Here is a 25,203-nt window from a genome sequence, read left to right as displayed (position 1 = left end):
TCGCCAATTCCGGCAAATTTGGACTAATACAACAATCCTGCGTTCACCGGCGGCCGAGCCGTCCGTCTTCCCGAGCTTAGACGGCCGTCATGAGGTGGCGCAACGACACTCGTTCTACAGCGGAGTACCTATGGAATTTAACATAAAAAGCGGCAGCCCGGAGAAGCAGCGCGTCGCCTGCGTGATGGTCGGCGTTTATGAATCGCGCAAGCTCACCTTTGCCGCTGATCTGCTCGATCGCATCTCCAACGGCTTCATCAGCGACGTGATCCGCCACGGCGATATGGAGGGGAAACTGGGTAGCACGCTGGTGCTGCATTCGGTGCCGCACACGCTGTGCGACCGGGTGATGCTGGTCGGCCTGGGCAAGGAGCGGGAGTTCCGCGCCAAGGAGTATCGCGAGGCCGTGCGCGCCTCGGTCAAGGCGCTGACCCAGACCTCAGCCAGCGAGGCCGTCAGCTACCTGTCTGAATTGACCGTCAAGAAGCATGACGTGGAGTGGATGATCGAACAGGCCACCGTGGTGACCCTGGACGCGCTGTACCGCTTCGACCGCTTCAAGAGCAAGCAGGATGAATCCGCGCGCGAACCGCGCAAGCTGACGCTGGCTGTGCCGCGCCGCAGCGACCTGGCCGACGGCGAAAAGGGCCTGCAACGCGGCCTGGCCATCGGCAACGGCATGAGGCTGGCCAAAGACCTGGGCAATCTGCCGGGCAATGTCTGCACGCCGAGCTACCTGGCCGACGAGGGACGCAAAGTCGCCGATGCTTTCGGCGGCGAGGCCGAGATTCTGGGGCCGAAGGAAATCGCCGAGCTGGGCATGCATTCCTTCCTGTCCGTGGCCAAGGGCAGCAGCGAAGAAGCGCGCCTGATCGTGCTCAAGCACCAAGGCGCCAAGGACAAGAGCGACAAGCCCATCGTGCTGGTGGGCAAGGGCATCACCTTCGATTCCGGCGGCATCTCGCTGAAGCCGGGCGAGGGCATGGACGAGATGAAGTACGACATGTGCGGCGCCGCCACCGTGCTGGGCGCGTTCCGCGCGGTGGTGGAGATGAATCTGCCGCTGAACATCGTAGCCATCGTGCCCACCTGCGAAAACATGCCGGCGGGCAATGCGGTCAAGCCGGGCGACATCGTCACCTCGATGTCCGGCCAGACCATCGAAGTGTTGAATACCGATGCCGAAGGCCGACTGATCCTGTGCGACGCGCTGACCTATGCGGAGCGCTTCAATCCGGCCACGGTGGTGGACGTCGCCACGCTGACCGGCGCTTGCGTGATCGCGCTGGGCCATATCGCCACCGGCCTGTACAGCAACCAGGACAGCCTGGCGCGCGAGTTGCTGGCCGCCGGCGAGGAAGTCGCCGACCGCGCCTGGCACATGCCGCTGTGGGATGAATACCAGGAGCAGCTGAAGAGCCCGTTCGCCGATATGGCCAATATCGGCGGCCGCCCGGGCGGCAGCATCACCGCGGCCTGCTTCCTGTCCCGTTTCGCCAAAGCCTACGACTGGGCGCACCTGGACATCGCCGGCACCGCCTGGAAGGGCGGCAAGGACAAGGGCGCCACCGCGCGTCCGGTGCCGCTGCTGGTGCAGTTCCTGCAAGACCGCGCCGACATCGCGCTGGGCAACGTGGTGCGCCGCGGCCGCCCGCGCCGCGAGGCGCCCGAAGTGGCAGACGATGAGCAAGATTGATTTCTACACCAATGTCGCCGATCCGCAGGCTTTTGCCTGCAGGTTGGCGGATACCGTGCAGCGCAAGAAGGAACGGTTGCTGATCTGGCTGGACAGCGAACGCAGCGTCGAAGTGTTCAGCAACCGCTTGTGGAGTTTCGGCGATACCCGCTTCGTGCCGCATTGCCGGCTGGGCGAGCCGGGCGCGGCCGAGACGCCGGTCTGGCTCGCGGCCAGTCTGCCGGACGACTTGACCCACCCGGTATTGCTGAATCTGGGGCCGCAATTGCCCTATGAATTCGGCAGGTTTGAGCGCATTCTTGAAATAGTGGGGCGCGACCCGGAGTCGCTGGCCACTGCCCGCGAGCGTTTCCGTGCCTACCGTGAGCACGGTTGCGCGATCGAACATCACGACATGAGTCAAACGCCATGACCGAGTCGCCGAAAGCCGACGAGCCCGACTGGAGCGGCCTCAACCTGCCGGTCCTGACTGAAGTGGTGGACGAACAGGCCGTGCCGACACTGGCCGAGGAAGCATCCACGGAAGCGCAGGCGGAGGTGCCCGAGTTCGATTTCTCTTCCGAGCTGGATTTGCTGGCGGCCGAATTGGACGAGGGCGAACCTCAGCTGGAAATTCCCGAACTGACGCTGGACGAATTGCTGGAGGCGCCCAAGCCGGAAGCCGATCCGGCCGGCGGCCTGGATTTCAGCGGTTTGCCGTCGCTGGAGCTGGCGGACGCCGACATCGTGGCCGACGGCGAGGAGCTGGGCTTCGTGCTGGAGCCCAAGGCCGAGGCGCAAGCCCCGGAGGCGGATGGACTGGCTGAGTTGATGGCCAGGGCCGATCCGCAGCCGTCTGGCGAGGAGCCGTTCGAGCCGCATTCGGTGGCGTCAGCGGAAGATGCCGCGGAGGCGGTCGTTCCGGACGAGATGGGCTGGAGCGATGTGGTGGCCGCCGCCAGCGAGCTTCCCGCCGACGCGCATCAGCCCGCTGCCGAGAGCGCGCCCGAAGAGCTGCCGGCGCTGGAGCCGGAGGGCGCGATTGAGACGCCGCCTGTCGAGGTGGAATCCCTTCCCGAACTGCCGATTCCAGACGCGGCGGACGGGCGCGCAGCGCAGTCCGCGCCGGAGGCCTCTCCGGCGGATGCAGTGCCGGTGGCCCAGGCGGCCGATGCGTCGCCGCCATTCACTTCCATTTCCATCGACAGCCTGCCCAGCGGCGTGCTGGGTGGCGGCGCAGGCCGCGAGCCGCCGCCGTCCAGCGGGCTGGAGTGGCTGTCAGAGCTGCCGTCCCTACAGCAGGCCGAGCCGCCCAAGCCGACGATCAAGGACATGATCGCCGAGGCGGAGCGCGTGCTGGCGGAAGAGCGGGCAAAGCAGCAGGCCGCCAATCGAGAAGTGGCCGAAGCGTTCGGCTTGCCGCAGCGGGAGGAGCCATCCATCGCCGCGGCGCAGCCCATCGAGGCCCCTGTGGTTGAGTCGGAAGTCCCGCATGCGGCGGAGGCCGACGGCGCTTTGCCCGGCGCAGGCCTTGAGGCCGAGATCGCCCAGCCCACGGCTGACATCGAGCAGGCGCAGGAAACAGCAGAGGCGGATGCCGCCGCTCACGAGGCGGCACCTGGCTTGGAGAGCGAAGCGCCGCAGCCATTTGTGGACGCGCCGGTCGAGCCGTTGGCCGCGATGCCGCCGGAGCAGCGCCAGGCGCTTGAGCAGAGTCCGGCGGAGCCGGTTGCCGCTGCTGAGGCGGATATGGCGCAGGCAATGCCGGAGATGGAGGCGTTCACCGTGCCGGATGAGCCGTCGGAGCCGGCGGAGACCGAGCAGGCGCTTGATCCCGGCATGCCGGTGGAGGCATTTGACGCGGATGTCCCGCAGTTGGCGGAAGAGGCGCTGCCGGTCGCCGACGCGGAGCCGTTGGTGGATTCTGGACTGGAGCCTGTATCCGAGCCGATTGAGCTTGCTGCCGATGCGCTTGTTGAGGATGAGGCTGTGCTTGAGACCACGCCCTTGCTTGTCGAGCAGGAGGCTGTGGCCGAGTCCGCGCCGTTCATTGAGGCCGAGCCTCCGGAGGGCGGAGCGTCTGAGCGGATAGAAGCCGATGTTGAGCAGGCATTGGGGGAGGGCGAGCTGGCTGATGCCGAATTTTCGCCGGCAGAGGCGGAACCGTTTGGCGAGACTGATCTGGCGTCGTCCCTGGATGGCGCGCAGCCGGATGTCGTGATCCAGTCGGAGCCGGCGGCATTGGCCGAGTCGACGGTTCTGGAGCCGGTGGCGGATGTCGAGCCGGGATTTGCCGAAGAGGCTTCCACTGATGCGATGCTTCCGCACGCAGAGATGGAGGCGTCTGATGAGTCCGTTCCGCAGCCTTCCTCTTTGGATGGCGCGCAGTCGGATGAAACGGCCCCATCGGAGCCGGCGGCAATGACCGAACCGGCAGAGCTCGCGGAGCTGGCCCCGGACGCCCATCCGGCACATGCTGAGGCGATGGATGGTTTCGCGGAGCCTGCCGAGGCGGCTCGCTCCCAGGCCGAGCCGGCCCTTGACGCGGACCTTGCGGCGCTGGGGGCCGTTTCTCTGGAAGCGGCCTTGCCGGAGCCTGTCCCGACGCCGCAGGCTGTGGATGCGCACGCAGAAAATGTCCAGGCGGAGCCCGTGGCAGAGGGGCATGGCGACGCGGTGTCCACCTTGTACGAGGCGGTGCCGCAGCCCGCGCCGTTGGAAGACGAGGACATGCCGGCCTTGTCCGGCTTGTTGGGCCGGAGCCTGGCCGCGCCTGCGCCGGAGGATGCGCCTGCGCCGCCGCAGGAGATGGCGCTGGATGCGCCCGTCTCGGTGGTCAAGGTGGCGGCGATGTCGTCCGCCGCCGCGGCTGGGCGGCAAGGGCTGCCGGCGACGGTGCTGGACGAGCAGGCCTTGTTCAACTCCCTGTACGAACGCATGCTGCCGCGGATGAAAGTGGAGCTGTCGCTTTGGCTGCAGGACGCGATCGAGGTGCAGGCCAAGCAAATGTTGTCCGGGATGATGCACCAATTGAAAGAGGATTATGAAATGCTGTTCGGCGATGCGCTGAAAGAAAGTTTGCGGCAGGCGCTGAGCGATGGCGACGGCGTGCGCAGGATAGGGGAGGACGGGCATGAGTGACCGTTTGTCCTCCATCGTCACCCGCACCGGCGACGACGGCTCCACCGGCCTGGGCGACGGCAGCCGCGTCGCCAAGGACAGCGCCCGCATCCAGGCGCTTGGGGATGTCGACGAGCTCAACTCGGTGATCGGCGTGTTGCTGGCGGAGTCTCCGCCGCAGCCGATGGCGGAGTGGCTGGCGGAAATCCAGCATGATCTGTTTGATCTCGGTTCGGAACTCGCCGTGCCCGGCTACAGCGCCATTTCCGACGGCCATGTGCAGGCGCTGGAGGCATTGGTGTCTTTCATGAACGAGGAACTGGGGCCGTTGAAGGAGTTCATTCTTCCCGGCGGCTTGCGCAGCGCCGCGCTGGCGCACCAGGCGCGTTCCGTTTGCCGCAGGGCCGAGCGCGCGGTGGTGGCGTTGGCCCGCGAGGAAGAACTGTCCCAGGCCTTGCGCCGTTATCTGAACCGCTTGTCGGATTTTCTGTTCGTGCTCGCGCGCTACCTGAATCGGGAACAGGGCGTGCCTGACGTGTTGTGGCGGGCGGGAAGGACGCGCTGAGCGCCATGGCGGAAAGAAGGGCGGCGAAAGCCGCCCTTCTTTCCGCAGCGGGCTGCCTGTCGCTCGGATAGGACAGGAGCGCTGATCACAGACGGAATTTGGCCACCGAGTCCTTGAGCTGGTGGGCCAGCGCGGACAGCGCCTCGACATTGCCGTTCACTTCGGATACCGAGGCTTGGGACGCGTCCACCATCTGGGAGATGGACGCCACGTTGGTGGCGACGCTATGCCCGGCCTCAGCCTGCTCCGTGGCCACCTTTGCCATTGTGCGGATCTGGTCCAGCGTGTGTTCGGCGCCCTGGTTGATCTCGCGCAGCGCCTGGGCGGCCTCTTTCGCGCGCTCCACGCCGCGGGCCACCAGCGGCCTCACCTCGCTCATGCTGTCCGCCACGGAGCCGGTATCCTCCTGGATCCGCCTCACCATGCCGGTGATTCTTTCCGTGGCTTGGGCGCTGCGCTCGGCCAGCTTGCGCACTTCGTCCGCCACTACGGCGAAACCGCGCCCGGTCTCTCCGGCTCTTGCCGCCTCTATCGCCGCGTTCAAGGCCAGCAGATTGGTCTGGTCGGCGATTTCCTTGATCTCGCCGGCGATGCCGTCTATCTCGCGGGAGCGGTCGGTCAGGCCGCCGATCAGCGAAGACGCGCTGGCGATCTGTCCCGATACAAGCTGGATTTCGTCCGCCGCCAGCATCGCCAGCTTCTCGCCTTCGCCGGCCAGCCGGCAGGACCGCAGCGAATCGCTCTCCGTTTCTCCCGCGCAGGCGCTCACTTGATTGCTGCAAGCCGCCATGGATTCGATCTCGCGGGAGGTGCCTTGCGTCGCCAGCAGCGATTGGTGCGCCGCGTCGTTGATGCGCTCCACCTGGCCGCTCAGGCCGCCTACCGCGCGCTCCAGATCGGTCGCGCCGCGCTGCAGGCTCTGTATCATGCCGCGCAGGCTGGCCTGCATCGTCGCGATCGCCTCCATCAGGCTGCCGCGGCCTTCGCTTTTCACGCTCAAGGTCAAATCGCCGGCCGCGATGTCCAGCGCCGTGCGCGAAGCGTCATAAGGCTCCCCGCCTATCACGGCGTAGATCGAGCGGGCCACCAGCCAGGCCATCGCGATCACCACCGCCAGCACCCCCGCGCCGATCAGCAGCAGCCGCAGCGCCAGCCTGTCGAACACCTGGTCGACATCATCCAGGAACACCCCGGTGCCTATGGTCCAGTTCCAGCCATGGATGCGCATCACCGCGTTGAGCTTGGGCAGCGGCACGTCGCCATTGGGGCGGCGGGTGCGGATCTGCACGAAGCCGAAATCGGCGTCGCGCAGCACGTCTTCGTAAGCCTGCACCAGCGTGCGTCCGTCCGGCAGCTTTTCGCCGGGGTCGTTCTTGCCCAGCTTGCGCTTGTCCGGGTGTACCAGCACCAGGTTGTCGCTGCCGCGGGCGAAAACGTAAGTGCCCTTGTCGCGCAGGCTGCTCATCGCCTCGATCGCCCGCCGCTGCGCTTCCGGCCGGGACAGCTTGCCGGACTGCTCCAGCTTCTGGAAATGAGAAACCTGCTGTCCCGCAAGCGTCAGCAAGGTGCGAATCTGAGAACGGCGGTCTTCCAGCTGCGAATCATGCAGGCTGTACAAGGCGACGTCCGCCAATACGATAAGGCCCAGGCCTGCGTTAAATACCAGAATGCCCAGGCGGGTGGAAAGCTTCATGGCAGTCACTCCTGATCCAGCACATCCTTCGTTACGCGGCTTCGGCCGGCCCCGGTTTCTGGCCGCCTTCCGCACTCATGCTAATATAGGCAAATACCGCCATGATTCCGATCAACGGTTTCCCTCAAACGAATCCGATAAAAAAATGAACCTGATCAAGCTGATAAGCCCGTTCATCGCCATCGGCCTGGCAATCGCCAGTCCATTGAGCCACGCAGAGCCGGAAGACCAGCCGCTGCCTGGCGACTTCCAGCCCGCCCCCGCAGCCAAGCCGCTGCACCAGCCCCGCGCCAAAGCAGCGCCAAGCCACGTTTCCAAGCCTGCCGCCCATGCGCAGCAGCGCAAAGCCAAGGTCCCGCATGCCAAATCCGGCAAGGCCCACGCCAAAAAACATGCAGCCAAGCCGCACCACGCGAAATCCAAGCATGCCGCCAAAAACAAGCGCGCCCAAGCAGGCGGCAAGCATCTGAAAAAAGGGCAGGCCAAGCATCACGCTCAAAAGAAAGCCCAAAATCCCGCCAAAGCGCATAAGCATAAGGTCCATAACAAGAAGGCAGCCGCCAAGCCGCATCATAAGCACAAGAAAAAGCGCTGAGGCTCTTGCCAAGCAATAAACAGCCGGGCATAATGCGTCTCTCTTCGCCGGTGTAGCTCAGTTGGTAGAGCACCTGACTTGTAATCAGGGGGTCGCGAGTTCGATTCCTGCCGCCGGCACCATATTCTAAGGGCCTTGTAGCGATACAAGGCCCTTTCCATTTGCTCCGCAAAAACTACCTTGCTCCGCAAAATTACCTTGTCGGGGTCACGATGTCGCCAGCGCGGTCCCTCAGATAGTGCTCGGTCATCGTCATAGAAGTGTGTCCTAGCAGGCCCTGCGCTTTTTCCCGATCGCCTATGTCTGTGCCGGCCTTTGCTCGCAAATCCCTAAACTGATACTGCCTGATTTTCTGTTCCAGGTCGGGATGGGCTTTAATCGCGTCGTCACGTGCTTTGTCAAATCGGTTCCTCAGCATGTTTTTAGACAGAGCCTCGCCCTTTTCATTGACAAGTAGTTTTTTAGTGGTTGAGTTTAATAGCGCCTTCCTCATTGTTATTCGGAGAATTAGAGCTTTTAATGCTCCTTGAATTTTGATTCTTATTTTCTTTTTAGTCTTGTTCTGCACTACCCATAGCAGATCGCCAGTGATGTCTGTTTCGCCCATTTTTAAAACATCGGCAGGGCGTTGACCTGTAGAGTAGGCTAAATCGAATGAATCTTGTAGCGATTGGCTTGCGTGTTTGTATGCAATATCTGCAGCAACGTCTTCTATATAAACATCCTTCCTCCCCCTTTCTCGATATCCTTTAATGCCAGTGCAGGGGTTTGGTTGGGAGGTTAGTCCCTAGCTGCGCCACATATTCCACATGTGGGAAAATAAAGCCTTCTCCCTATTTGCGGCAACAGGAGTGTTTGATCTCCACTCCATGTACTTTGCAAAATGATGTGGCTCAATTTCATCTGATGGGGCGGGTGGGTTGCCAAAGAGCTTATCTAGGTGTTTTAATTCACCTAAGTTGTTTTGTTGGGAGCGGTGGCTTTTTTAGGGATGACTTCCATTGCATATTTATCACGCGCGTCTTTGTAATTTTGCTTTGCGCATTTTGGGGCTTTAGTCATTTCTAGCGCTGCCCACTTTCGGACGGCTTCAGTGTAGTCCTCTCCTAGCGGTAGTTCATTTCGCGGCTTGCCGCCTGCGTCGTAGTAATAATAGACTTTGCCGCTTCTTTGTTTTCTCCTTCTCATGCCTTTGGGGAGATTTAGATTAACTGTCGGCTTTCGTCCCATTTTCTAACTCGCTTTCGATAATACGGATGGTTCCTATTTTGGGCTTCTATTTGCTGGGTTACTCTTGTTGGTCTTTACAGGTTCGATGATCGATCGAACTACGATGGGCCAGCCCGATGCATTTACCTGAAATGAAATGCCCATCAGTTTTAATGTGCCAATTTGTAGGTTTCTAAATTTTCTTCCGGTCAATTGCGCAACTTCTTCCTGAGAGAGAAAGAGTTGGTATGCTATTGTTTTCATTAATTATTTTCCTTTTTCATTTCCTCGACCTTGGCGAGAAACTGCCGTGATTTTTCCAGAAAGAGCGAGCCTTGAACCGGTGTCCCCAGCGCGCGGGCGTCATGGGAGGCGGCGACCAGCTGTTCGCTGTTGCCGGGCGTCATGCTGGTGGGTGGCTGTGCATTACGCCGTCCAGTTGCAGCAGGTTGGCGGTGGCGTTGAAAACGAAGACCGACGTGGATTTGCTGGAAGCAGATGCGCGAAGCCCTCGGCGCTTTGCTAGTTCGTCCAGTTCGTTAAGCCGAATGCCGGCGACGATTGCCGAGATGTGCGCGCATGGTTCCGGCGAAGAGGCCAGGCGGACGGCTTGCCGTTCAACGGTAGAGTGCGGGCGGTTGTTGATGTCTTGTAGCAGCTCTACGAACTCGGCGCAGTCGCGTTTGATCTGCTCTTGCGCGTCGTGTATCGCGCCGGCTTTGCTGGTGATAGCGTCCAAGATATCCATGCTAGCCCCGAATTTGATAGCAGCGACGAAGCCGAACGGGCTTGCTGTCGGCTTGCTTGATTGCGCTGATGGCGATGGCGGCCAGGGTGCTCTTGCTTGCGATCAGTCCGGCGAGGATGAGAGGAAGCGTCATTACTGGTCGTCCATGGGGTGACATGTGACATTGCGACTTGCAATCAGCAGCCTGGCCGAAATTTTCAGCAGCGCAATGTAGCTATCCGGGTCGTTCAGAGATAGCTCGTTGTTGGCTGCATGGATAAGGCCGGTCTGTACCAGCTGGCCGGGAGAGAGGGCCGTTCTGTCGTCCAGTGTGAGTTGCATCAGGGCTGTCTCGCGGGCGAGGTCGCGGAGGGTTTGCTCAATGGCAGGGGACTGGCCGGCGGCGGTGATTTGGGTGTTCATGCGTTGATGGTCTCCATGGTTGCAGCTGCTACGCTGTCGAGGATCTGGTTCCAGGTGCGCAAGATGCGGAAGCCTGGCATGCCGGCAAATTGGGGGTGTGTCATTGCCTCTTCGCAGGTCAGGCCCAGCTCTTTCATTTCGATCAGGTCGCGGCCGGTTGTGGCTGCGTCGAGGCGCGGCATGGTGATGATTCCGTAGATGCGCGGCGCGAACTCTTGATAGATGGCAGACTCTTCAAAGGTCTTACCGTTTTTCACGACGGGGCCAAAGTGTTCGTTGAGCCAAACGACTGCCGGCGCATCAACCAGGCGCATCATGGTTGCAAGGCCGGTGGATGTGTCGGTCAGTTCGTCGCCGCCGGCGACGATGATATGCAGTCGCACGCGCACGCTGTTCATAGCCAGGAATTCGACAGCGCCGGACGTGGCCAGGTAGTGCATCAATGGCAAGAAGCCGTTGCTGCCCACGTCTATTACTGCGTCCGTCTCGCTATCGATCAGTCTGGCCACCAAGGTGTCAAAGTTGCGCGGATTGATTTGCATGCCATCGTCCAGCAGCTCAATGGCGGTAGCGTTGAGGGCGTGCGTGCGGCTGAGGGTGCGATTGACTGCGTCCGAGCGGATTGTGTCCGATGCCCGCGGTGAGCGGCGGTCGGTATCGTGGCGGGTCAGTGCGGGAAATGATGCGGATCGCCGGGCGTCCGAAATTGTGCGAGCTGTGGAGCTGGGGCGTTTGCCGGCTGGCCAGGCGCAGGCCTTGTTGCCAGCTCAGTCGGTAGAGGAGCGCCATTTATTGCTGACGGGCTCTGTGATGTCGGACGCCGAAAGACGGTCGGGGCGGGAGCAGGTGAAAAAGCTGCTGGCCATGCTCCAAGGCGGAAGGATGCATATTGCCCAAGCGGAAGGGTAGGGTGAAAAGGTTGGCAATCCCTCCGGGTTTGCCAGCCGCTACATGGTAAAATCGCGGTTCAAATAAAGCCTGGCGGCAAGGCTGACCGGGCTAGGGGATTCCTCAGTGGGTAAATGGGGAGTTCATGAAATGTTGGTAGAAGTTGTTCGTAAGACAGATTTTCCCGAGTACCTTCTTGGCCGTTTTCAAAATTGGGGAGCGTGTCAGCGTGGCAGTTTTCGTGCAGGGCGTTCTGGCGGATTGGAGGGGTTGTTTCGCTCTTGTCGGTGCCCTGAGTGTTATGAAGACGAGAGGCCCTGCGATGCATGCATCCGGGAAAGTCAGTCGCAGCCAAGAGCAATGCTTGATCCGGTGGACGCCGGCTTGATCGAGTCGGCCTGGGCAATGTTGCCGGTGTCGCGAATAGAGAAAAAACTATTGCGCGGGTATTTCTGCCATAGGGCATCGCAAAGTCGTCTATTGATTGAAGGAAACTGGTATCAATGGCCGTGATTTCTGGTATTTGATGCTGCGTGGAGCCAAAAAGATTGAGCAACATGCCAGAATTATTGCTTGCAGATCGTCGCGAGCGGCGGTAGTATCTCGCCCACAATTGATGCAAACCGCCGTACGGCGTTCAGAACAGGTGGCGTAGGCCACCTTTTTCGCGCCCGGAAGAAGCCCAAGCTTAATCGCTTGGGCTTTTTGCATTCTGGTTTGCTTTGATTTTGGCCCTTCGTGGCAGGTGTTGTGAGTGTTAGCAACTTAGCTTTTCAATTGGGAATTTGAATTTGGTTTATTTATAATAAACCATTACTTAATTCTGTCATGAAATTGCAACAATTTGATGGGGTCTTGCAACACTTAGCACACATTTATGTGATGCCGGGAAATGGCATTGCTGTATTATGTCAAATTAATATTTCTTGAGAATTTGTTGTCATGGCTTCAATAAGTATGGCAAGTATGGCTGATTTAACTCGCGCGATAGGCTTGAATAATCTAACTCCTGCTCCAAGACATTGCGAATGTGATTGCCACCATTCAGGCATCGGCTGCGCAGTCGAATCAAGTACCTTCGGTCCTTGTCAAATTAAGTGCAGAAGCGGTTGCTGCTGCGGCGGCTGCAAATCCTCCTGCCCAAGCAGAGCAAGCAACATATAAGCCATTGGCGGCCGCAGGATTTACTGCTGCAGCGCAAACACCTATTCCGATAATGCCCGCGGGGTACACGCTGGGCAACGCTTTGGCTGGCGCGGCTGCTGCTGTAGTTGGTGGCGTGGTTGCAGTGACATGTGAGGGAGCTACTTCGGGGCTTGCAAGTGTACTGTGTGTGCCTGCTGTGATTTATTCGGGGGACGCGACGAGTCAAGTAGTTAACAATTTAATTGGCCAAATTGCTCAAGAGGCTAAGAAACACCCGGTTGTTACGGCGGGGCCTATTCTGTATTTTGGGCCTAACTTTGATGGCGCGGGGCATGGTGATGGAGGCCGGGCAAATGCAGGTAGGTCTGCTTCTGTCGGCCATGTGAGTGCTGGGCCTGTATCCAATGCGGGTGGTATTGGTGGCGGCGAAGGCGGTGATTGAAGATGAAAAGTAATCTGTATTTAAAGTGCTTGGTGCAGGCGGTAGTCGGGTGTTTGGTAGGTAGGGCGTTATTCCTGATGACATGGGATACTGCTGAAAAGTTTATTACCCCCTCTCTCTTTGTGTACATGACTATGCTCTTTATGGTGCGTGTCTATTATGAAAAAAAGAAAATGAAGGCGGCAAGTTGACCGAGGCTTGATCGTCTCCAGATTTCCTAATGGAATGTCGTCAGGACTGCCACAAGTTTTTCCAAAAGCCCAAGCTAGCAGCTTGGGCTTTTGCATTTCTGGCGGTTTATACAGGATGAGTGCCCTGGCTTTGGCTGGGGCGTTTCTTTTTGGGGTGTGACCTCCTCCCGGCTAACCGAGCGGTCTAGTCTAGAGATTTCCGGCTTCAAGGTGAGCAAGTCTGAACTCGCTCGGGGTCTGGTCGCCCAGCGAACTGTGCGGCCTGAATTCGTTGTAATCCTGCCGCCAACGCTCGATCTTTTCACGTGCGTCATCCAGCGATAAAAACCAATGCACATTCAGGCACTCATCCCGCAGACTGCCGTTAAATGACTCGATAAAGGCATTATCCGTGGGTTTCCCTGGTCGTGAGAAGTCCAGCGTGACGCCTTGCTCATAGGCCCACTGGTCCAGCGCCAGGGAAATAAACTCGCTGCCGTTGTCGACCTGAATCCGTTGCGGCGTCCCGCGCAAGGCTTGCACATGCTGCATCGTAGCAACCACGTCTGCGGCTTTCAGCGCGAAATCCACCGTGATCGCCAAGCTCTCCCGACTAAAATTATCCACCACAGTCAAGACCCGGATTTTCTGGCCGTTGAACAACTGATCGGCGACGAAATCCATGCTCCAGCAGGCATTCAAACTGGAGACCGCCGGCCGAGCTTGCCGGTGTGCGGCCGCCACTCGCCGCTTGGGCCGTTTGCGCCGGAGGTTCAACCCCTCCTCGCAGTAGATCCGGTAGGTCTTCTTGTGATTGATCTGCCAGCCCTCACGCCGCAGCAGGACATGGATGCGGCGCGCGCCATAACGAATGCGGGTGGCGGCGATCTCGCGGATTCGCTGCCGCTCCGCACGATCGTCTCGAGGGTGAGGGCGATAAAAATAGGTAGCTTGCCGCAGTTGAATGACAGCGGTGGCGCGATGGATGCTGACGCGGTAGGCGTCGATCAGGAAGTTCGCCAGCTCGCGTTTGCGAGCCGGCCTCACAGCTTTTTTTGGATGACTTCCTGCAGCATCTGCTTGTCCAGGCTCAGGTCGGCGACCATGCGCTTGAGGCGGGCGTTCTCTTCTTCCAGTTGTTTCAGGCGGCGCAATTCGCTGACACCCAGGCCGCCGTATTGCTTCTTCCAGTTGTAGAAGGTGGCTTCGGAGACGCCCATCTTGCGGCAGACCTCGGCGACGGTGGTACCGGACTCCGCCTGGCGCAAGGCGAAGGCAATCTGTTCTTCGGTGAACTTCGATTTTTCATGACAAATCTCCTGCCCGGATGGGCTTAAATTTGCCAGAAATCTCTACTTTTCGCCGCTACGTTTTTGCGGGAGGAGGTCACCATATGGCCGGGTGCGCGGCTAATACAATACCCGCGGGGAATATGTCCACCGGCTGCTCAGTCCAAGAACATGAAGCGGGCCAGCGGAAAAACTGAAGGAAGAGGGTTTCGTTAAATAGCCAAAAGTTGTTTGCGGGATTAACTTCGCTACGAAGCAGCTAAAAATAAAACCGCACAGCGAGCTGTGCGGTTTGTTTTTGGCAAGACGCTGGGGGCGGCGCTATTATTTCTGTTTGGCACCGCCGGTCGCGCGCGCGGCTTTCACCGCCAGGAAGCGCGAGAAGGCGTCGATGCGGGAGGCGTTGCTGCCATCCTGGATGCCGGCGTCGCTCATCATGGTGTAGTAGGCGCTGGGCTGGAACAGCGCGGTGAACAGGAAGCCGCTGCGCAGGTAGTTGGTGTCCTTGCTGTTGCCGGCGCCGGTGGTGCCGTTGAGGCGGCCGGCGTAGTGGCGGTCGCCCAGGCGCATCACGTCGAGCACGGTGTTGGCGATGGGCACCAGCTGCGCGGCTTGCAGGCCGTAGCGTCCGCTTTGATACAGCCGATACAGGCCGGCGGTATCCAGGCTGCCATGGTTGTTGTCTTCGCCGGAGGTGTCGGGCATGGTGTAGCCCCAATCGTAGGCGGGGCGGCCGGCCTTGTCGGTGTAGCGGGTGAGGCCGGACTGGAGGAACCAGTCCAGATTGGCTTGCAGGATCTGGTCGTAGCGTTTGACGCGGGCCGGGTCGTCTTTCAGCAGTTCATGCGCCTGTGCCAGGTTGAGGAAGCCGTAGCCGAACATCATCTGCTGGTTCCACGGCACAGGCAGGCCGGCTTTGTATGGCGCGTTGGCGGCGAAGTACATGCGGTTGCCGTCGGTCAGCTTGATCAGCGATTTCAGGATGTGCTGGTCAACCGTCTTGTCGGCTTGGCTAAGGTAGGTCTTTGCGCGCTGAAGATAGGTGGCGCCGAAATGGAAGGGGTCGCCGGCCACTTTCTGATTGTATACCGCAGTGGTTTTCAGGATCTGCCTGGCGCAGTTGCCCAAGTGGCCCACCGGGTCGCCTTGTTCGCCGCCGGTTTGGATCGGGCTGACGTCCGGCTTGTTCGGCCATACCGGATCGATGCGGCCGGTCCAGATCACTCGCTGGCCAGCTGGAGCCGGCAGGATGTCGTTGCGTTCCGACAGCAGCGCGTCGCAGAAGGACACCATCTTGTCCAGCAGGGGCTGGCTCGGCGCGATGTCGTAAACCAGGGCCATGGCTTTCAGGTTTTCGCCGCTGCGGCCTTGCGCCCATTCGTTGTCGACATTGGACGCGCCCGGTTGCAGCCCCTGCGCGTAATTGACGAAGGACTGGATTTCGTTGCGGGTGACCGGTCCGTCCAGGCTGTCCACGGTCATGGCGGCCGCCTGCGCGGTTGCGCAGGCAAGGGGCAGGCTTATCGTCAGGGCAAGGTTCAGCAGATTTTTTTGTTTCACGATCGATTCTTTCATCCGGGAGTAGGCAAGGCGAGCAGCATTTTGCAATGTTTTTCTCGAGTAAATATTCTATTTGAATTTTCCTCGCAGCGGCAATGGACAGTTCGCGGCCTTGTTCATGAAAGACGGCGTGGGGACGTACCGGCGGATGCCTGCGCTGGGCATTTCCATAGCGGGCGTTTCTTTTGAGACGGTTTGTCGAATCCGGGAGGGGGCGCTGGATCGGAGGGATGGCGCGCCCTCCGATTCAGGTTTGGCGAGCGGCTTATGCTTGCTGATTGCGGATCAGCTCGCGCCCATGCGCGATCAGGTGATGGGCGATGGAGATCGGCGTGGGCAGCATCGGCAGCGCGTCGATGTCGAACCAGCCGGCGTCCTCGATTTCGCCTTCTTGCGGACGGATGTCTCCGCCGTCGTATTCCGCGGTGAAGGCCAGCATCAGCGAGTGCGGGAAAGGCCAGGACTGGGAGAAGGCGTAGCGCAGGTTTTTCACCTTGATGCCCACTTCCTCCAAGGTTTCGCGGTGCACGCACTCTTCCAGCGTTTCGCCCGGTTCGACGAAGCCGGCCAGCGCGCTGTACATGCCGGGCGTGAAATGCGGGCTGCGGGCCAGCAGCAGTTCGCGGCCGCGGCGGACCAGCACCATCATGGCGGGGGAGATGCGGGGGTAGTACAGCTGGCCGCAACTGGGGCAGTGACGGCCCAGCTGGTCGCTGTTTGCCGCCAGCGGCGTGGCGCAGTGGCCGCAGAAACGGTGGCTGTGGAAGAACTGGCGCAGCTGGGCGGCGCGGGCGGCCGCCTGCACCTGGGCCGCGGGCATGGCCATCAGCGCCGGCCGCAGAGACAGCCATTCTCCCGCTTGCGGCGGAGCTTCGCCGACCAGGTCCGCCATGAACAGATTGCTGCCTTCGTGGATGCCGAGAAAGCGCTGGCCGGTCAGCGCGCAGCCGGCAGGCGGATGTGGCGGCAACTGCTGGTTTTGCAGCCAGAGCAGGCCGCCGTTGAAGACGCACCAGCGCGCGGGCAGTTCCGGCGCCGGCTGTTGCGGGAGTTCGAAAGGCATAAAGGGGCGATCCGATTGGAATCGCTCAGTTTACGCCGACTCCCGGCTCGGCGTACATCCAGTGCTCGCTCTGGCGCCGCACCACTTCGCTCAGCGAGCCGCTCTGTTCGAACACCTGGCGCAGCCAGCGGCTGTCGCTGTGGCATTTTAATGCCCGCTGGCGCAGCGCCGCCAATTGGTGCTGGCTGCCCAGCGCCTCGGCGTGCGGTTCCAGCGCGCGCAGCGTGTCCAGCAGGTCTTCCTGCAGTCCCAGCTGGTTCTTGGAGCGGGCATCCACCATCACGCCGTCGAAGCCGAAGCGGCAGGCCTGGAAGCGGTTGTAGCTATAGGTGAGGTAGGGCTCGGAGCAGATGTCGTTCCACTCTTCCTCGAAGCAGCGCCGAGCCAGCATCTGGGCGTAGGCGGCCAGCAGCACCGGGGTCTCGATGGAAAGCGGGGTGTCGCAGATGCGGATTTCCACGGTGCCGTATTCCGGCTTGGGCCGGATGTCCCAATAGAAGTCCTTCATGCTGGCGACGATGCCCAGCGCCTCCATCCGCTCGAAGTAGTCGTTGAACGCGCTCCAGCTATCCACCACCGGCATGCAGCCGGACAGCGGGAAGGCGTTGACGCTGGTCAGCCGCGAAGTCTGGAACGAGGTGTCCACGCCCTGGTGGAACGGCGATGACGCCGACAGCGCGATGAAGTGCGGGATATAGCGGGCCAGGTAGTGGGTGAGCCGCACCGCGGCGTCGCCGTCCGGACAGCCGATGTGAATGTGCTGGCCGTAGACGGTGAACTGCTTGGCCAGGTAGCCATACAGCTCGGACACCAGGTGGTAGCGTTCCTTGGGGTAGATGCGCTGGTCTTCCCAGTGCTGGAACGGATGGGCGCCGCCGCCGGCCAGGCCCAGATTGAGCTTGTGGGCGCTGTCCACCAGCAGCTTGCGAATGGCGAGCAGCTCTTCCAGCATCGCGTTGACGTCGCTATGGACAGCGGTGCCGATTTCTATCATGCCCTGGGTGATCTCGGGCTTGATGTCGAAGCCGTGCGGCTTGCGGTTGATCTGCAGCAGCAGATCGTCGGAACCGCGGGTGAGATTGTAGTCGCGGCGGTTCAGTATCATCAGTTCCAGCTCCACGCCCAGGGTGAGCGGCTGGCTTTGGTTGAATTCAAGCATGGCTGGCTCCTGCGGTTTCGCCGGCCAGGCGCAAGGCCAGCCGGGTGAGGACGGGGGCGACGATCTCGTTGATCAGCAGCGCGGCCATCAGCGCCGCGCTGAAGCTGGCGGCGGCTTCGCCCAGCGACACGATGCCCAGGCCCAGCAGCAGCGCGGAGCCGCTGTTCATCGGGCTGAGCGCCAGCCCCAGCCAGGCTCCCTGTTTGCGGGAGAGGCCGTTGCCGCGCGCGGCCAGCCACCACACCAGCATGCCGATGCCGCTGCGCAGGATCAGGCACAGCAGCGCCAGTTGCCAGTGCGAGGCCAGCGCCTGCGGCGACAGGTGGGCACCGGCGGAGACGAAGAAGGCGACGGTGAAAACATGGCTCAGCGACAGGATGCCGGGCTCGCTGACGGTGTAGCCGTGGCGCAGCGTGCGGGTGCTCATGCCGGCCACCAGCAGCGCTAGTAGGGCCAGCAGCTGCAGCATGTCGGCGGCGCCGACCAGCAGCGCGATCAGGCCGAACAGCAGCACGCGCTGCGCCTCGCGCTGGTGGCCGCCCAGCCAGCGGTTGAGCTGGGTGATGACCAGGCCGGCGACCAGGCCCAGCGCCACCGAGCCCAGGATCAGCCAGCCCGGCATCAGGATGCCGTCTTCCACGCTGTGGTCGGCGGAAAGATGGGTGTAGGACAGCGCCAGCGCGAAGCCGGCCATCGCCAGCAGGCTGGACAGCGCGGTGGCGGTCAGCAGCCGCTCGCTGACCTGGCCGTCGGCGCGCGATTCGCGCACGATCTCTAGCACCACGATGGGCGAGGTGGCCATGCCCAACGCCGCCAGCATCAGGCTGGCCGGCGCGCCGAAGCCGTTGCCGTTCAGCAGCGCGAACAGCGCGCCGAACACCAGCAGGCAGTAGAGCAGGGTGGTGGCGAGCAGGGTTTTCTCCACCCGCAGCCAGCGCAGGTCCACGCGGCGGCCGGCTTCGAACAGCGCGATGCCCAGCGCCAGCTGCACGAACAGCGAGGCTTCGTTCAGCAATTGCTGATTGAGCAGGTTGAGATTGTAGGGGCCGATGATGAGGCCGGTGACGATGTAGCCGGTGATGGCGGGCAGGCGCGCCACGCGCACCGCGATCTGGCCGCCTATCACGCCCAGCGCCAGCAGAATGCCGAACGCTGCCAGCGGGTTCAGCATCAGATTGTGCCAGAGAGGGAGGGGCATTATGGTTTCTCCTGTATTGCGGGGCGGGGCATTGAATTGCTCCTTCCCCGCCCTAAGGTATCAATGACTGACGCGATTCCGAGCCAAGAGTTCATGCTATTAGACTGGATGCGCCGCCTGGGCGGCAAACGGATACCGGCCGCCTTGCTGTCGCGGTTGCGGGACGAGGCGGGCGGCATGCCGCTGCTGGTCGGTTTGTCGACCGAAGAAACAGACCGTTTGGTCAAGCTGGCCGGCGAACTGCTGCTGGCCAAGACCATCACCGGCCTGGAAGACATGGAAGTGGACGACGCCATGCGCTGCCGGCTGGCCCTGCAACTGGCGTTGCCGGGCATGAACCTGGGCATGCGCGCCTATGAAAACTGGCGCGAGGCGATACTGTACCCGGCCCCGTTCGTGGCGCGCAACCGCTGGCAGGACGGGATAGGGCTCACCCACGAGGGCGAGCAGGTGCTGATCGGCCAGGCGCACTACCAGGGACCGCTGGTGTTTTCCTGGCCGGACGTCAACGAATCGCCGTTGCTGGACGGCTGGAACGTGGTGATCCACGAGACGGCCCACCAGTTCGACATGCTGGACGGACCGGCCAACGGCGCGCCGCCCTTGCACAAGGGCATGGACCGCGCCGCGTGGAGCCGGGCCTGGAACCAGGCCTACCGGCAGTTCTGCCGCGAGGTGGACCACGGGGTGGAGGGCTGGCTGGACCCGTACGCCAGCGAGAACCCGGCCGAATTCTTCGCCGTGCTCAGCGAGGCCTTCTTCGAGATTCCGCATCTGGCGCGGCGGGATTATCCCGAGCTGTACCGGCTGCTGAGCCAGTTCTATCGCCAGGACCCGGCGGCCAGGCTGCCCCCGGTGGACGAGACCAGCGTGATGCCGGTTCAGCCTTCCTGAGCCAGCGCCGCCGAGCCGGTTTTCCTGCCCGCGAACAGCAGGTAGCAGCCCACCAGCAGGCCGATCAGGCATTGCAGCATCAGGTAGTAGGCCGGCGCCAGCGCATCGTACTTCAGCCAGATGGACAGCAGGATGGGGGTGAGTCCGCCGGCGAAGGCGTAGGCGACGTTATACGAGAAGGACAGGCCGGAGAAGCGCACCTGCGGCGGGAAGGCGCGCACCATCACCAGCGGCACCGCGCCGACGATGCCCACGCTGAAGCCCAGCAGCGGATACAGGGTGTACAGCTGGCCGGCGTGCGCCGCCATCGACGAGTAGAACGCGTAGCTGCTGACCGCCAGCAGCAGGCTGCCGCCGATGAAGGTGGGGCCGCTGCCCAGGCGGTCGCTGGACACGCCCGCCACCAGGCAGCCCAGCGTCAGCGCGACGATGGCCAGGCTGTTGGCGCGCAGCGTGTCCACCGCCGGCAGGCCGAACTGCTTTTGCAGATAGGCCGGCGCCATCAGGATGGCGACGACGATGGAGATGGCAAGGAACCAGGTGACGAACATCGACAGCGCGACGGCGGCCTTATGCTTCTTCAGCACGGTTTTCAGCGGCAGCTCCTCGGACAGGGCCTTGCGCGCCTGCATCTCGGCGAAAACCGGCGTCTCGTGCAGCCATTGGCGCAGCTGCATCGCCACCAAGCCGAACACGCCGCCCACCAGGAAGGGCACGCGCCATGCCCAGTCGGCGATCTGTTGCGGGCTGAAAGCCAGGTTGATCGCAGTGGCGATCAGCGAGCCCAGCAGGATGCCTATGGTCAGGCCGGAGGTGATCACGCTGCAGGCGAAGCCAGTGTGGCGCGCCGGCGCGTGTTCGGCGACGAACACCCAGGCTCCCGGCACTTCGCCGCCTATCGCCGCGCCCTGCAGGATGCGCATCGCCAGCAGCAGCAGCGGAGCGGCCATGCCGATTTCGTGATAGGTGGGCAGCATGCCCATGGCCAGCGTCGGCAGCGCCATCAGCACGATGCTCAGCGTGAACATGCGCTTGCGGCCCATCAGGTCGCCGAAATGCGCCATCACGATGCCGCCCAGCGGGCGCGCCAGATAGCCGGCGGCGAAGATGCCGAAGGTTTGCAGCTGGCTCAGCCAGTCCGGCATGGACGGCGGGAAGAACAGCTTGCCCAGCACCACGGCGAAAAACACGAAGATGATGAAGTCGTAGAACTCCAGCGCGCCGCCCAGCGCGGCCAGAAACAGCGTCTTGCAGTCCTGCCGGTTCAATGGGCGGTGCGGCGAGAGGGAGCGGGTGTCCATGCGGCGATTTCCTTTGTCTTGGTATGGTTATGTATCGACCGTATGGTTGTGGAATGTAAGGTCGTGCCGAGCAGATTAAATGACGGCGGCGATGTCTGACAATAAGACTCGTTCGCGGCGCGCGGTTGTTCGGGCACTGTCTTCATCCGGCAATGCTAGACTCGGACCATCGCGTATCGAATCATGGAGGCGCCGATGCTGGAGTTCATCGGCAGGATGCTGCTTGGCGTGCTGGACTTTGTCCTGGATCTTTACCTGATACGCGTGATCCGGCGGGGAAGAGGCCATCCGCCGCGTCCGATGGCGGAGGATGCAGCCAACCTCGCGCTATGGGAGTGGCTGATTCTCCCCATCTACGGTTTGGCTGCGGTACTGGCCGGCTTCCTGATGCGCGCGGCGGGCGCTCCCGTTTTCCTGTGCGTGGCGATGCCCGGCATCGTGGCGCTGGTCTGCGCGTTGAGGTCTTTCAGGAAATGGATGGATCTCTAAGCCAGCCCATGTCTAGGCTGCGCTTATCCCGTGGCTGGCGGATTTAATCCGAATTGTCTTTGCCCAGCGGAAAGGTCTTTGAGCTGGCGGCGTATTGTTTTGTCACTTCGGCATGGGCCATCAGCCTGGATGGTTTCAGGATGGGGCCCGCCGCCGCATATAGCCGGTCCGGATCGGGGCCGTACAGGTACAAAAAGCCGTCATTGCCGTCCAGGTGCAGCTCGGTTTCACCCAATTCGCCGGCCCTGGCGCGTTTGATCGCGCTGGCCAGTTTACGCTCCAGGGCGCGGATTCTGGCGAGGTCTTGCGGGTAATAGTCGAAACGGACCGTGATGGCCGGTTCCGGCAGATTCCGGGCCGGCGGCGCGGCCGCGGCGCCGGTGGAAAGGGCGAGCAGAAGGGCGGAGAGAAGCTCCCGCATTGCAATATTGCGCACGCTGGGTTCCTGAGAGAAAGATGAATCGCCATGATACGGGCTGGCTGGACCCATGTCGTGCAGCGGCGCGGCTGCGCCGGAACCGCAGCCTGTGTTTTTCATTTCACCGCCCCGTCCATGCCCCGCATGAAGTAACGCTGGCACAGCGCGAACACCGCCAGCACCGGCAGGATGGTCAGCACCGCGCCGGCGGCGACCATCCGGGTGGAGGTGGCGAATGCGCCCTTCAGATAGAGCACGCCGACCGACAGCGGATACAGGTCCGGCGTTTTCAGCACCACGCTGGGCCAGACGTAGACGTTCCACGACCACACCAGCGTGAAGATGCCCAGCGTGGCGAGGTAGGGCAAGGACAGCGGCAGGCAGATGCGGCGGAACACCTGCCAGTCGCTGGCGCCGTCCATTCGCGCGGCGTCGACGATCTCGTCCGGAATCTCCTCGAACGCGTGCTTCATCAGGTAGATGCCGAAAGCGCCTGCGATGGACGGCAGCACCACGCCCAGGCGGGTGTCGTCCAGGCCCAGCCGGCTGATGGTGACGTAGTTGCTGATGAAGTTGATCTCGCTGGGCAAGAGCAGGGTAGCGATGATGGCGTAGAACACCGCCTGCCGGCCGCGGAAGCGCAACTTGGCCAGCGGAAACGCCGCCAGCGCCGACACCGCCAGCGTGCCCAGCGTGGTCAGGCCGGAAATCCACAGCGAATTCCAGAAAAAGCGCCCCAGCGGGATGGCGTCCCACACCGCGGCGAAGTGTCGCCAGCCGGCGCCCTGAGGCCACAGCGGCGGCGGGAAGTCGAACACCTGCTCGCCGTCGCCGACGGCGATGCCCAGCGTCCACAGAAAGGGATAGACGCAGGCGAAGGACAGCGCGAGCAGCAGCAGGTAGTCGGGCAGGCGGCGCAGCAGCTTGCGAGGCGCGGCGCGGTTCAGGGCGATGGCAGTCATGTCGTCCTCAGCGGTGATCGGCGCGGATCAGCTTGAAATTCAGCCAGGCCAGCAGCAGGCAGACCAGGGTCAGCACCAGGCCGGCGGCGCTGCCTCGGCCGAAATCCAACTGGTTGAAGCCTTGATGGAAGGCGTAGTAGAGCGCGGTGTAGGTAGAGTTCATCGGCGCGCCGCGCGTCATCACCAGCACCTCCTCGAAAGCCTTGATCGCGTCCAGCGTGGAGATCAGGCTGCAGAACAGGATGGTGGGCCTGAGCATGGGCAGGGTGATGCGCCAGAAGCGTTGCCAGGCATTGGCGCCGTCCAGCCGCGCGGCCTCCTGCATCTCGGCCGGAATCGCCTGCAAGCCGGCGAGATACAGCACCATGTAATAGCCGATGCCGCGCCAGAAAGTGACGAACATCACCGAATACAGCGCCAGGTCCTCGTCGCTGAGAAAACCGACATCATGTTCCTGCTTTACCCATCCCAGCCAGTGCAGCGCGCCGTTGAGCACGCCGTAGTCGGCGTACATCCAGTTCCACATGATGCCCACCACCGACACTGTGGTGATCACCGGCAGGTAAAAGGCTGCGCGGAACCACTTGATGCCGGGCAGCGCCCGGTTCACCAGCACCGCCAGCGCGATGCCGGCCAGCTGGATGGCCGGCACCACCAGCAGGTAGCGCAGCGAGTTGCCCAGCGCCTGGATGAACACCGGGTCGTCCAGCAGGTAGCGGAAGTTGTCCAGGCCCACCCATTGTGGCGGTGAGACCAGATCGTAGCGGGTGAAGGCGACATAGCTGCCGAACAGCAGCGGCCAAAAAGTGAACACGCCCAGCAGCAGCAGGGCGGGGGACAGGAACAGCCAGGCGTTGCGGGTGGAAGTCGGGGTCATGCTTGCGGTCCGGCTTGGCCTTCGAAAGAAAAAGCGCCCCTGCCGGAAGACGCGGCGAGGGGCTGAGGAGGGAAGCGGTTTATTTCAGCTGGCGGTTCCAGAAGGCGACGGCGTCGTCCAGCGCCTTCTGCGCGTCCTTCTTGCCGGTGACCGCGGCTTCCACGTTGTCGACCAGATTCTTTTTCAGATCGCCGACATTGGGCACGCCGGTCAGCACCAGGGTGCGGATGTTGAGCGCCACCTTGGCGCCCTCGATGCGCGAGCTTTCTACCGCGCCGCCGCCGGCCGAGGTCTTGACGAAATAGCTGTCGGCCAGCGCCCGGCGGGTGGATGGGAAGGTGGCGCCGGTCACCTTGGCGAAGGCCAGCTGCTGGGCGTCGCCGGTCAGAAACCTGGCGAACTTGACCGCTTCCTGCTGCGTCCGCGCCGGCAGGCCCTTGGATACGGACCAGCTGAACAGATAGCCGCCCTGGGCGATCTTGGTCGGCCCCTGCGGCGCCGGCTGCACCACGGTGGCGGCGTAGATGTTGCGCGCGTCGCTTTGGGTGCGCTGGGCGGAGGTAGGCGCGGTTTCCATCATCGCCAGCCGGCCGCTGTTGTACAGCTTGATGCTGGCCTGGTAGTTGTCGTCGGCGAACAGATTGTCCCTGGCCAGCGCGCCGGCCTTGTAGGCGTCGGCCAGCTTGCGGATCAGCGCGACGTGGGCGGGGCTGTTGAACACGGCTTTGCCGTTCTGGATCAGCGGCAGGCCCTGGCCCAGCATGATGCCGTCTATCTGGCCCAGCTGGGGCAGCAGGCCGGGCACACCGGTCTTGGCCTTGATGATCTTGGCCAGGCGCAGTTCGTCGTCCAGGCTGGAGATCGACCGTTTCGGGTCCAGGCCGGCTTTCTTGAACAGTTCGCCGTTGATCACCAGCACATTGATGTTGTTGTACCACGGCAGGCCGTACAGCTTGCCGCCGAAGCTGAGATCGGCCAGCGCGTTGGGCAGATAGGCCGCCTTGTCCGCGCCCAGCGCCGTGTCCAGCGGAATCAACGTGCCTTTTTGCGCGTATTTGAACAGCCGGGGCACGTCGTGGTTGACCAGCGCCGGCGGTCGGCCGGCGGCGATGGCGGCGTTGAGCTTGGTTTCGAAGTTGTCGTTGAACACGTCCACCCATTGCACTTCCACGTCGGGATGCTGCGCCTCGTAGGTTTTCTTGACGCTGGCGAAGTAGCCGTCGAAGGTGGGCTTCAGCGAGTCGGTCCAGAATTCCAGCCGGACTTTTTCGGCATGGGCGGACAGGCTGCAGGCTAGCAGCGCGAATGCGGCCAGGGCGGGGCGGAACGGTTTCATCGTC

Annotated in this window: 25 protein-coding genes and 1 tRNA gene; 9 read left to right on the top strand and 17 right to left on the bottom strand. The window is 62.2% G+C overall.

Annotation, left to right across the window (positions count from 1 at the left end; genetic code table 11):
• Positions 1–130 precede the first annotated feature (130 nt).
• Genes BKX93_RS05290 through BKX93_RS05275 form a run of 4 tightly spaced genes read left to right on the top strand, consistent with a single transcriptional unit; the run spans position 131 to position 5,360 of the window.
• Positions 131–1,696, top strand: coding sequence for a leucyl aminopeptidase (locus tag BKX93_RS05290; RefSeq protein WP_070979039.1), 1,566 nt, complete (start codon positions 131–133; stop codon positions 1,694–1,696).
• Positions 1,683–2,108: a DNA polymerase III subunit chi gene (locus BKX93_RS05285; RefSeq protein ID WP_021477573.1), complete on the top strand. Its 426-nt coding sequence runs from the start codon at positions 1,683–1,685 to the stop codon at positions 2,106–2,108. Before BKX93_RS05290 ends, BKX93_RS05285 begins: the two co-directional genes overlap by 14 nt.
• Entirely contained in the window at positions 2,105–4,816 is a 2,712-nt protein-coding gene (locus BKX93_RS05280; protein ID WP_070979037.1) for a hypothetical protein, read from the top strand. Before BKX93_RS05285 ends, BKX93_RS05280 begins: the two co-directional genes overlap by 4 nt.
• Positions 4,809–5,360 (top strand): cob(I)yrinic acid a,c-diamide adenosyltransferase, encoded by a 552-nt coding sequence (locus BKX93_RS05275; protein ID WP_021477571.1) that lies wholly within the window; start codon positions 4,809–4,811, stop codon positions 5,358–5,360. Before BKX93_RS05280 ends, BKX93_RS05275 begins: the two co-directional genes overlap by 8 nt.
• An 85-nt stretch (positions 5,361–5,445) precedes the next feature.
• Here the strand turns inward: BKX93_RS05275 and BKX93_RS05270 are convergent, their stop codons facing one another.
• The gene (locus BKX93_RS05270) at positions 5,446–7,053 is read right to left on the bottom strand and encodes a methyl-accepting chemotaxis protein (RefSeq protein WP_070979035.1); all 1,608 of its coding nucleotides are present in this window, start codon (positions 7,051–7,053) and stop codon (positions 5,446–5,448) included.
• Between BKX93_RS05270 and BKX93_RS05265 the strand changes: the two genes are divergently transcribed.
• Positions 7,052–7,648 carry a hypothetical protein gene (locus BKX93_RS05265; RefSeq protein ID WP_145929281.1) on the top strand — a complete coding sequence of 199 codons (597 nt, stop codon included), beginning with the start codon at positions 7,052–7,054 and terminating at the stop codon, positions 7,646–7,648. The genes BKX93_RS05270 and BKX93_RS05265 overlap by 2 nt on opposite strands.
• A 46-nt stretch (positions 7,649–7,694) precedes the next feature.
• Positions 7,695–7,770, top strand: a tRNA-Thr gene (locus BKX93_RS05260).
• 71 nt (positions 7,771–7,841) lie between these two features.
• Here BKX93_RS05260 and BKX93_RS25490 read toward each other — a convergent pair.
• From BKX93_RS25490 to BKX93_RS05240, 6 genes are all read right to left on the bottom strand, one after another.
• The gene (locus BKX93_RS25490) at positions 7,842–8,342 is read right to left on the bottom strand and encodes a tyrosine-type recombinase/integrase (protein ID WP_425304949.1); all 501 of its coding nucleotides are present in this window, start codon (positions 8,340–8,342) and stop codon (positions 7,842–7,844) included.
• A 569-nt stretch (positions 8,343–8,911) separates the two neighbouring features.
• Positions 8,912–9,121, bottom strand: a complete 210-nt coding sequence (locus BKX93_RS23615) for a DUF4224 domain-containing protein (protein ID WP_083340454.1) — start codon at positions 9,119–9,121, stop codon at positions 8,912–8,914.
• Positions 9,121–9,264, bottom strand: a complete 144-nt coding sequence (locus tag BKX93_RS25050) for a hypothetical protein (RefSeq protein WP_186009498.1) — start codon at positions 9,262–9,264, stop codon at positions 9,121–9,123. Before BKX93_RS25050 ends, BKX93_RS23615 begins: the two co-directional genes overlap by 1 nt.
• Positions 9,261–9,605, bottom strand: coding sequence for a hypothetical protein (locus BKX93_RS05250; RefSeq protein WP_070979031.1), 345 nt, complete (start codon positions 9,603–9,605; stop codon positions 9,261–9,263). The genes BKX93_RS25050 and BKX93_RS05250 overlap by 4 nt, the downstream gene beginning before the upstream one ends.
• A 132-nt stretch (positions 9,606–9,737) precedes the next feature.
• Complete coding sequence (locus BKX93_RS05245) at positions 9,738–10,007, bottom strand: hypothetical protein (protein ID WP_070979030.1); 270 nt, start codon at positions 10,005–10,007, stop codon at positions 9,738–9,740.
• Entirely contained in the window at positions 10,004–10,549 is a 546-nt protein-coding gene (locus tag BKX93_RS05240) for a P-loop NTPase family protein (protein ID WP_070979028.1), read from the bottom strand. The genes BKX93_RS05245 and BKX93_RS05240 overlap by 4 nt, the downstream gene beginning before the upstream one ends.
• Positions 10,550–11,925: 1,376 nt before the next feature.
• Here BKX93_RS05240 and BKX93_RS24575 point away from each other — a divergent pair.
• Entirely contained in the window at positions 11,926–12,483 is a 558-nt protein-coding gene (locus BKX93_RS24575; RefSeq protein WP_145929280.1) for a hypothetical protein, read from the top strand.
• Positions 12,484–12,863: 380 nt separating this feature from the next.
• Here BKX93_RS24575 and BKX93_RS05225 read toward each other — a convergent pair.
• The 5 genes from BKX93_RS05225 to BKX93_RS05200 all read right to left on the bottom strand — a co-directional run bounded on the left by BKX93_RS05225 (position 12,864) and on the right by BKX93_RS05200 (position 18,922).
• A protein-coding gene (locus BKX93_RS05225) for an IS3 family transposase (protein ID WP_145929279.1) occupies positions 12,864–13,969 on the bottom strand; the annotation gives its coding sequence in 2 pieces (ribosomal slippage) (positions 12,864–13,702 and positions 13,702–13,969; 1,107 coding nt in all).
• Positions 13,970–14,266: 297 nt separating this feature from the next.
• The gene (locus BKX93_RS05215) at positions 14,267–15,502 is read right to left on the bottom strand and encodes a hypothetical protein (RefSeq protein ID WP_145929278.1); all 1,236 of its coding nucleotides are present in this window, start codon (positions 15,500–15,502) and stop codon (positions 14,267–14,269) included.
• Between the two features lie 265 nt (positions 15,503–15,767).
• Positions 15,768–16,565 carry an NAD(+) diphosphatase gene (nudC, locus tag BKX93_RS05210; protein ID WP_070979019.1) on the bottom strand — a complete coding sequence of 266 codons (798 nt, stop codon included), beginning with the start codon at positions 16,563–16,565 and terminating at the stop codon, positions 15,768–15,770.
• Positions 16,566–16,590: 25 nt separating this feature from the next.
• The gene (locus BKX93_RS05205) at positions 16,591–17,724 is read right to left on the bottom strand and encodes a YbdK family carboxylate-amine ligase (protein WP_046167506.1); all 1,134 of its coding nucleotides are present in this window, start codon (positions 17,722–17,724) and stop codon (positions 16,591–16,593) included.
• A complete protein-coding gene (locus BKX93_RS05200; RefSeq protein ID WP_070979017.1) occupies positions 17,717–18,922 on the bottom strand; it encodes a cation:proton antiporter in 1,206 nt (401 codons plus the stop codon). The genes BKX93_RS05205 and BKX93_RS05200 overlap by 8 nt, the downstream gene beginning before the upstream one ends.
• 93 nt (positions 18,923–19,015) lie before the next feature.
• On the opposite strand from BKX93_RS05200, the gene BKX93_RS05195 reads away from it, so the two are divergent.
• Entirely contained in the window at positions 19,016–19,816 is an 801-nt protein-coding gene (locus BKX93_RS05195) for a M90 family metallopeptidase (protein WP_235429447.1), read from the top strand.
• Here BKX93_RS05195 and BKX93_RS05190 read toward each other — a convergent pair.
• Entirely contained in the window at positions 19,804–21,117 is a 1,314-nt protein-coding gene (locus tag BKX93_RS05190; protein ID WP_046156607.1) for an MFS transporter, read from the bottom strand. The genes BKX93_RS05195 and BKX93_RS05190 overlap by 13 nt on opposite strands.
• Before the next feature lie 195 nt (positions 21,118–21,312).
• Between BKX93_RS05190 and BKX93_RS05185 the strand changes: the two genes are divergently transcribed.
• Positions 21,313–21,606, top strand: a complete 294-nt coding sequence (locus BKX93_RS05185; RefSeq protein WP_145929276.1) for a hypothetical protein — start codon at positions 21,313–21,315, stop codon at positions 21,604–21,606.
• A 43-nt stretch (positions 21,607–21,649) separates the two neighbouring features.
• Here the strand turns inward: BKX93_RS05185 and BKX93_RS25480 are convergent, their stop codons facing one another.
• From BKX93_RS25480 to BKX93_RS05165, 4 genes are all read right to left on the bottom strand, one after another.
• The gene (locus tag BKX93_RS25480; RefSeq protein WP_222103290.1) at positions 21,650–22,144 is read right to left on the bottom strand and encodes a hypothetical protein; all 495 of its coding nucleotides are present in this window, start codon (positions 22,142–22,144) and stop codon (positions 21,650–21,652) included.
• Complete coding sequence (locus BKX93_RS05175; RefSeq protein ID WP_070979014.1) at positions 22,141–22,986, bottom strand: carbohydrate ABC transporter permease; 846 nt, start codon at positions 22,984–22,986, stop codon at positions 22,141–22,143. Before BKX93_RS05175 ends, BKX93_RS25480 begins: the two co-directional genes overlap by 4 nt.
• 7 nt (positions 22,987–22,993) lie before the next feature.
• On the bottom strand, positions 22,994–23,863 hold the full coding sequence (locus tag BKX93_RS05170) for a carbohydrate ABC transporter permease (protein WP_070979012.1): 870 nt from the start codon (positions 23,861–23,863) through the stop codon (positions 22,994–22,996).
• Positions 23,864–23,942: 79 nt separating this feature from the next.
• Complete coding sequence (locus BKX93_RS05165; RefSeq protein ID WP_070979010.1) at positions 23,943–25,199, bottom strand: ABC transporter substrate-binding protein; 1,257 nt, start codon at positions 25,197–25,199, stop codon at positions 23,943–23,945.
• Positions 25,200–25,203: the final 4 nt, after the last annotated feature.

The organism is Chromobacterium vaccinii (assembly GCF_001855275.1).
Lineage (GTDB): Bacteria > Pseudomonadota > Gammaproteobacteria > Burkholderiales > Chromobacteriaceae > Chromobacterium > Chromobacterium vaccinii.
Note: the sequence above shows the minus strand (reverse complement) of the source record. Positions and strands in the feature narration are given on the sequence as shown.

Coding starts and splice junctions, on each gene's coding strand:
- BKX93_RS05290 (WP_070979039.1), top strand. CDS start 131: ATGGAATTTAACATAAAAAGCGGCAGCCCGGAGAAGCAGCGCGTCGCC.
- BKX93_RS05285 (WP_021477573.1), top strand. CDS start 1,683: ATGAGCAAGATTGATTTCTACACCAATGTCGCCGATCCGCAGGCTTTT.
- BKX93_RS05280 (WP_070979037.1), top strand. CDS start 2,105: ATGACCGAGTCGCCGAAAGCCGACGAGCCCGACTGGAGCGGCCTCAAC.
- BKX93_RS05275 (WP_021477571.1), top strand. CDS start 4,809: ATGAGTGACCGTTTGTCCTCCATCGTCACCCGCACCGGCGACGACGGC.
- BKX93_RS05265 (WP_145929281.1), top strand. CDS start 7,052: ATGGCAGTCACTCCTGATCCAGCACATCCTTCGTTACGCGGCTTCGGC.
- BKX93_RS05270 (WP_070979035.1), bottom strand. CDS start 7,053: ATGAAGCTTTCCACCCGCCTGGGCATTCTGGTATTTAACGCAGGCCTG.
- BKX93_RS23615 (WP_083340454.1), bottom strand. CDS start 9,121: ATGAAAACAATAGCATACCAACTCTTTCTCTCTCAGGAAGAAGTTGCG.
- BKX93_RS25050 (WP_186009498.1), bottom strand. CDS start 9,264: ATGACGCCCGGCAACAGCGAACAGCTGGTCGCCGCCTCCCATGACGCC.
- BKX93_RS05250 (WP_070979031.1), bottom strand. CDS start 9,605: ATGGATATCTTGGACGCTATCACCAGCAAAGCCGGCGCGATACACGAC.
- BKX93_RS05245 (WP_070979030.1), bottom strand. CDS start 10,007: ATGAACACCCAAATCACCGCCGCCGGCCAGTCCCCTGCCATTGAGCAA.
- BKX93_RS05240 (WP_070979028.1), bottom strand. CDS start 10,549: ATGCAAATCAATCCGCGCAACTTTGACACCTTGGTGGCCAGACTGATC.
- nudC (WP_070979019.1), bottom strand. CDS start 16,565: ATGCCTTTCGAACTCCCGCAACAGCCGGCGCCGGAACTGCCCGCGCGC.
- BKX93_RS05205 (WP_046167506.1), bottom strand. CDS start 17,724: ATGCTTGAATTCAACCAAAGCCAGCCGCTCACCCTGGGCGTGGAGCTG.
- BKX93_RS05200 (WP_070979017.1), bottom strand. CDS start 18,922: ATGCCCCTCCCTCTCTGGCACAATCTGATGCTGAACCCGCTGGCAGCG.
- BKX93_RS05195 (WP_235429447.1), top strand. CDS start 19,016: ATGCTATTAGACTGGATGCGCCGCCTGGGCGGCAAACGGATACCGGCC.
- BKX93_RS05190 (WP_046156607.1), bottom strand. CDS start 21,117: ATGGACACCCGCTCCCTCTCGCCGCACCGCCCATTGAACCGGCAGGAC.
- BKX93_RS05185 (WP_145929276.1), top strand. CDS start 21,313: ATGCTGGAGTTCATCGGCAGGATGCTGCTTGGCGTGCTGGACTTTGTC.
- BKX93_RS25480 (WP_222103290.1), bottom strand. CDS start 22,144: ATGAAAAACACAGGCTGCGGTTCCGGCGCAGCCGCGCCGCTGCACGAC.
- BKX93_RS05175 (WP_070979014.1), bottom strand. CDS start 22,986: ATGACTGCCATCGCCCTGAACCGCGCCGCGCCTCGCAAGCTGCTGCGC.
- BKX93_RS05170 (WP_070979012.1), bottom strand. CDS start 23,863: ATGACCCCGACTTCCACCCGCAACGCCTGGCTGTTCCTGTCCCCCGCC.
- BKX93_RS05165 (WP_070979010.1), bottom strand. CDS start 25,199: ATGAAACCGTTCCGCCCCGCCCTGGCCGCATTCGCGCTGCTAGCCTGC.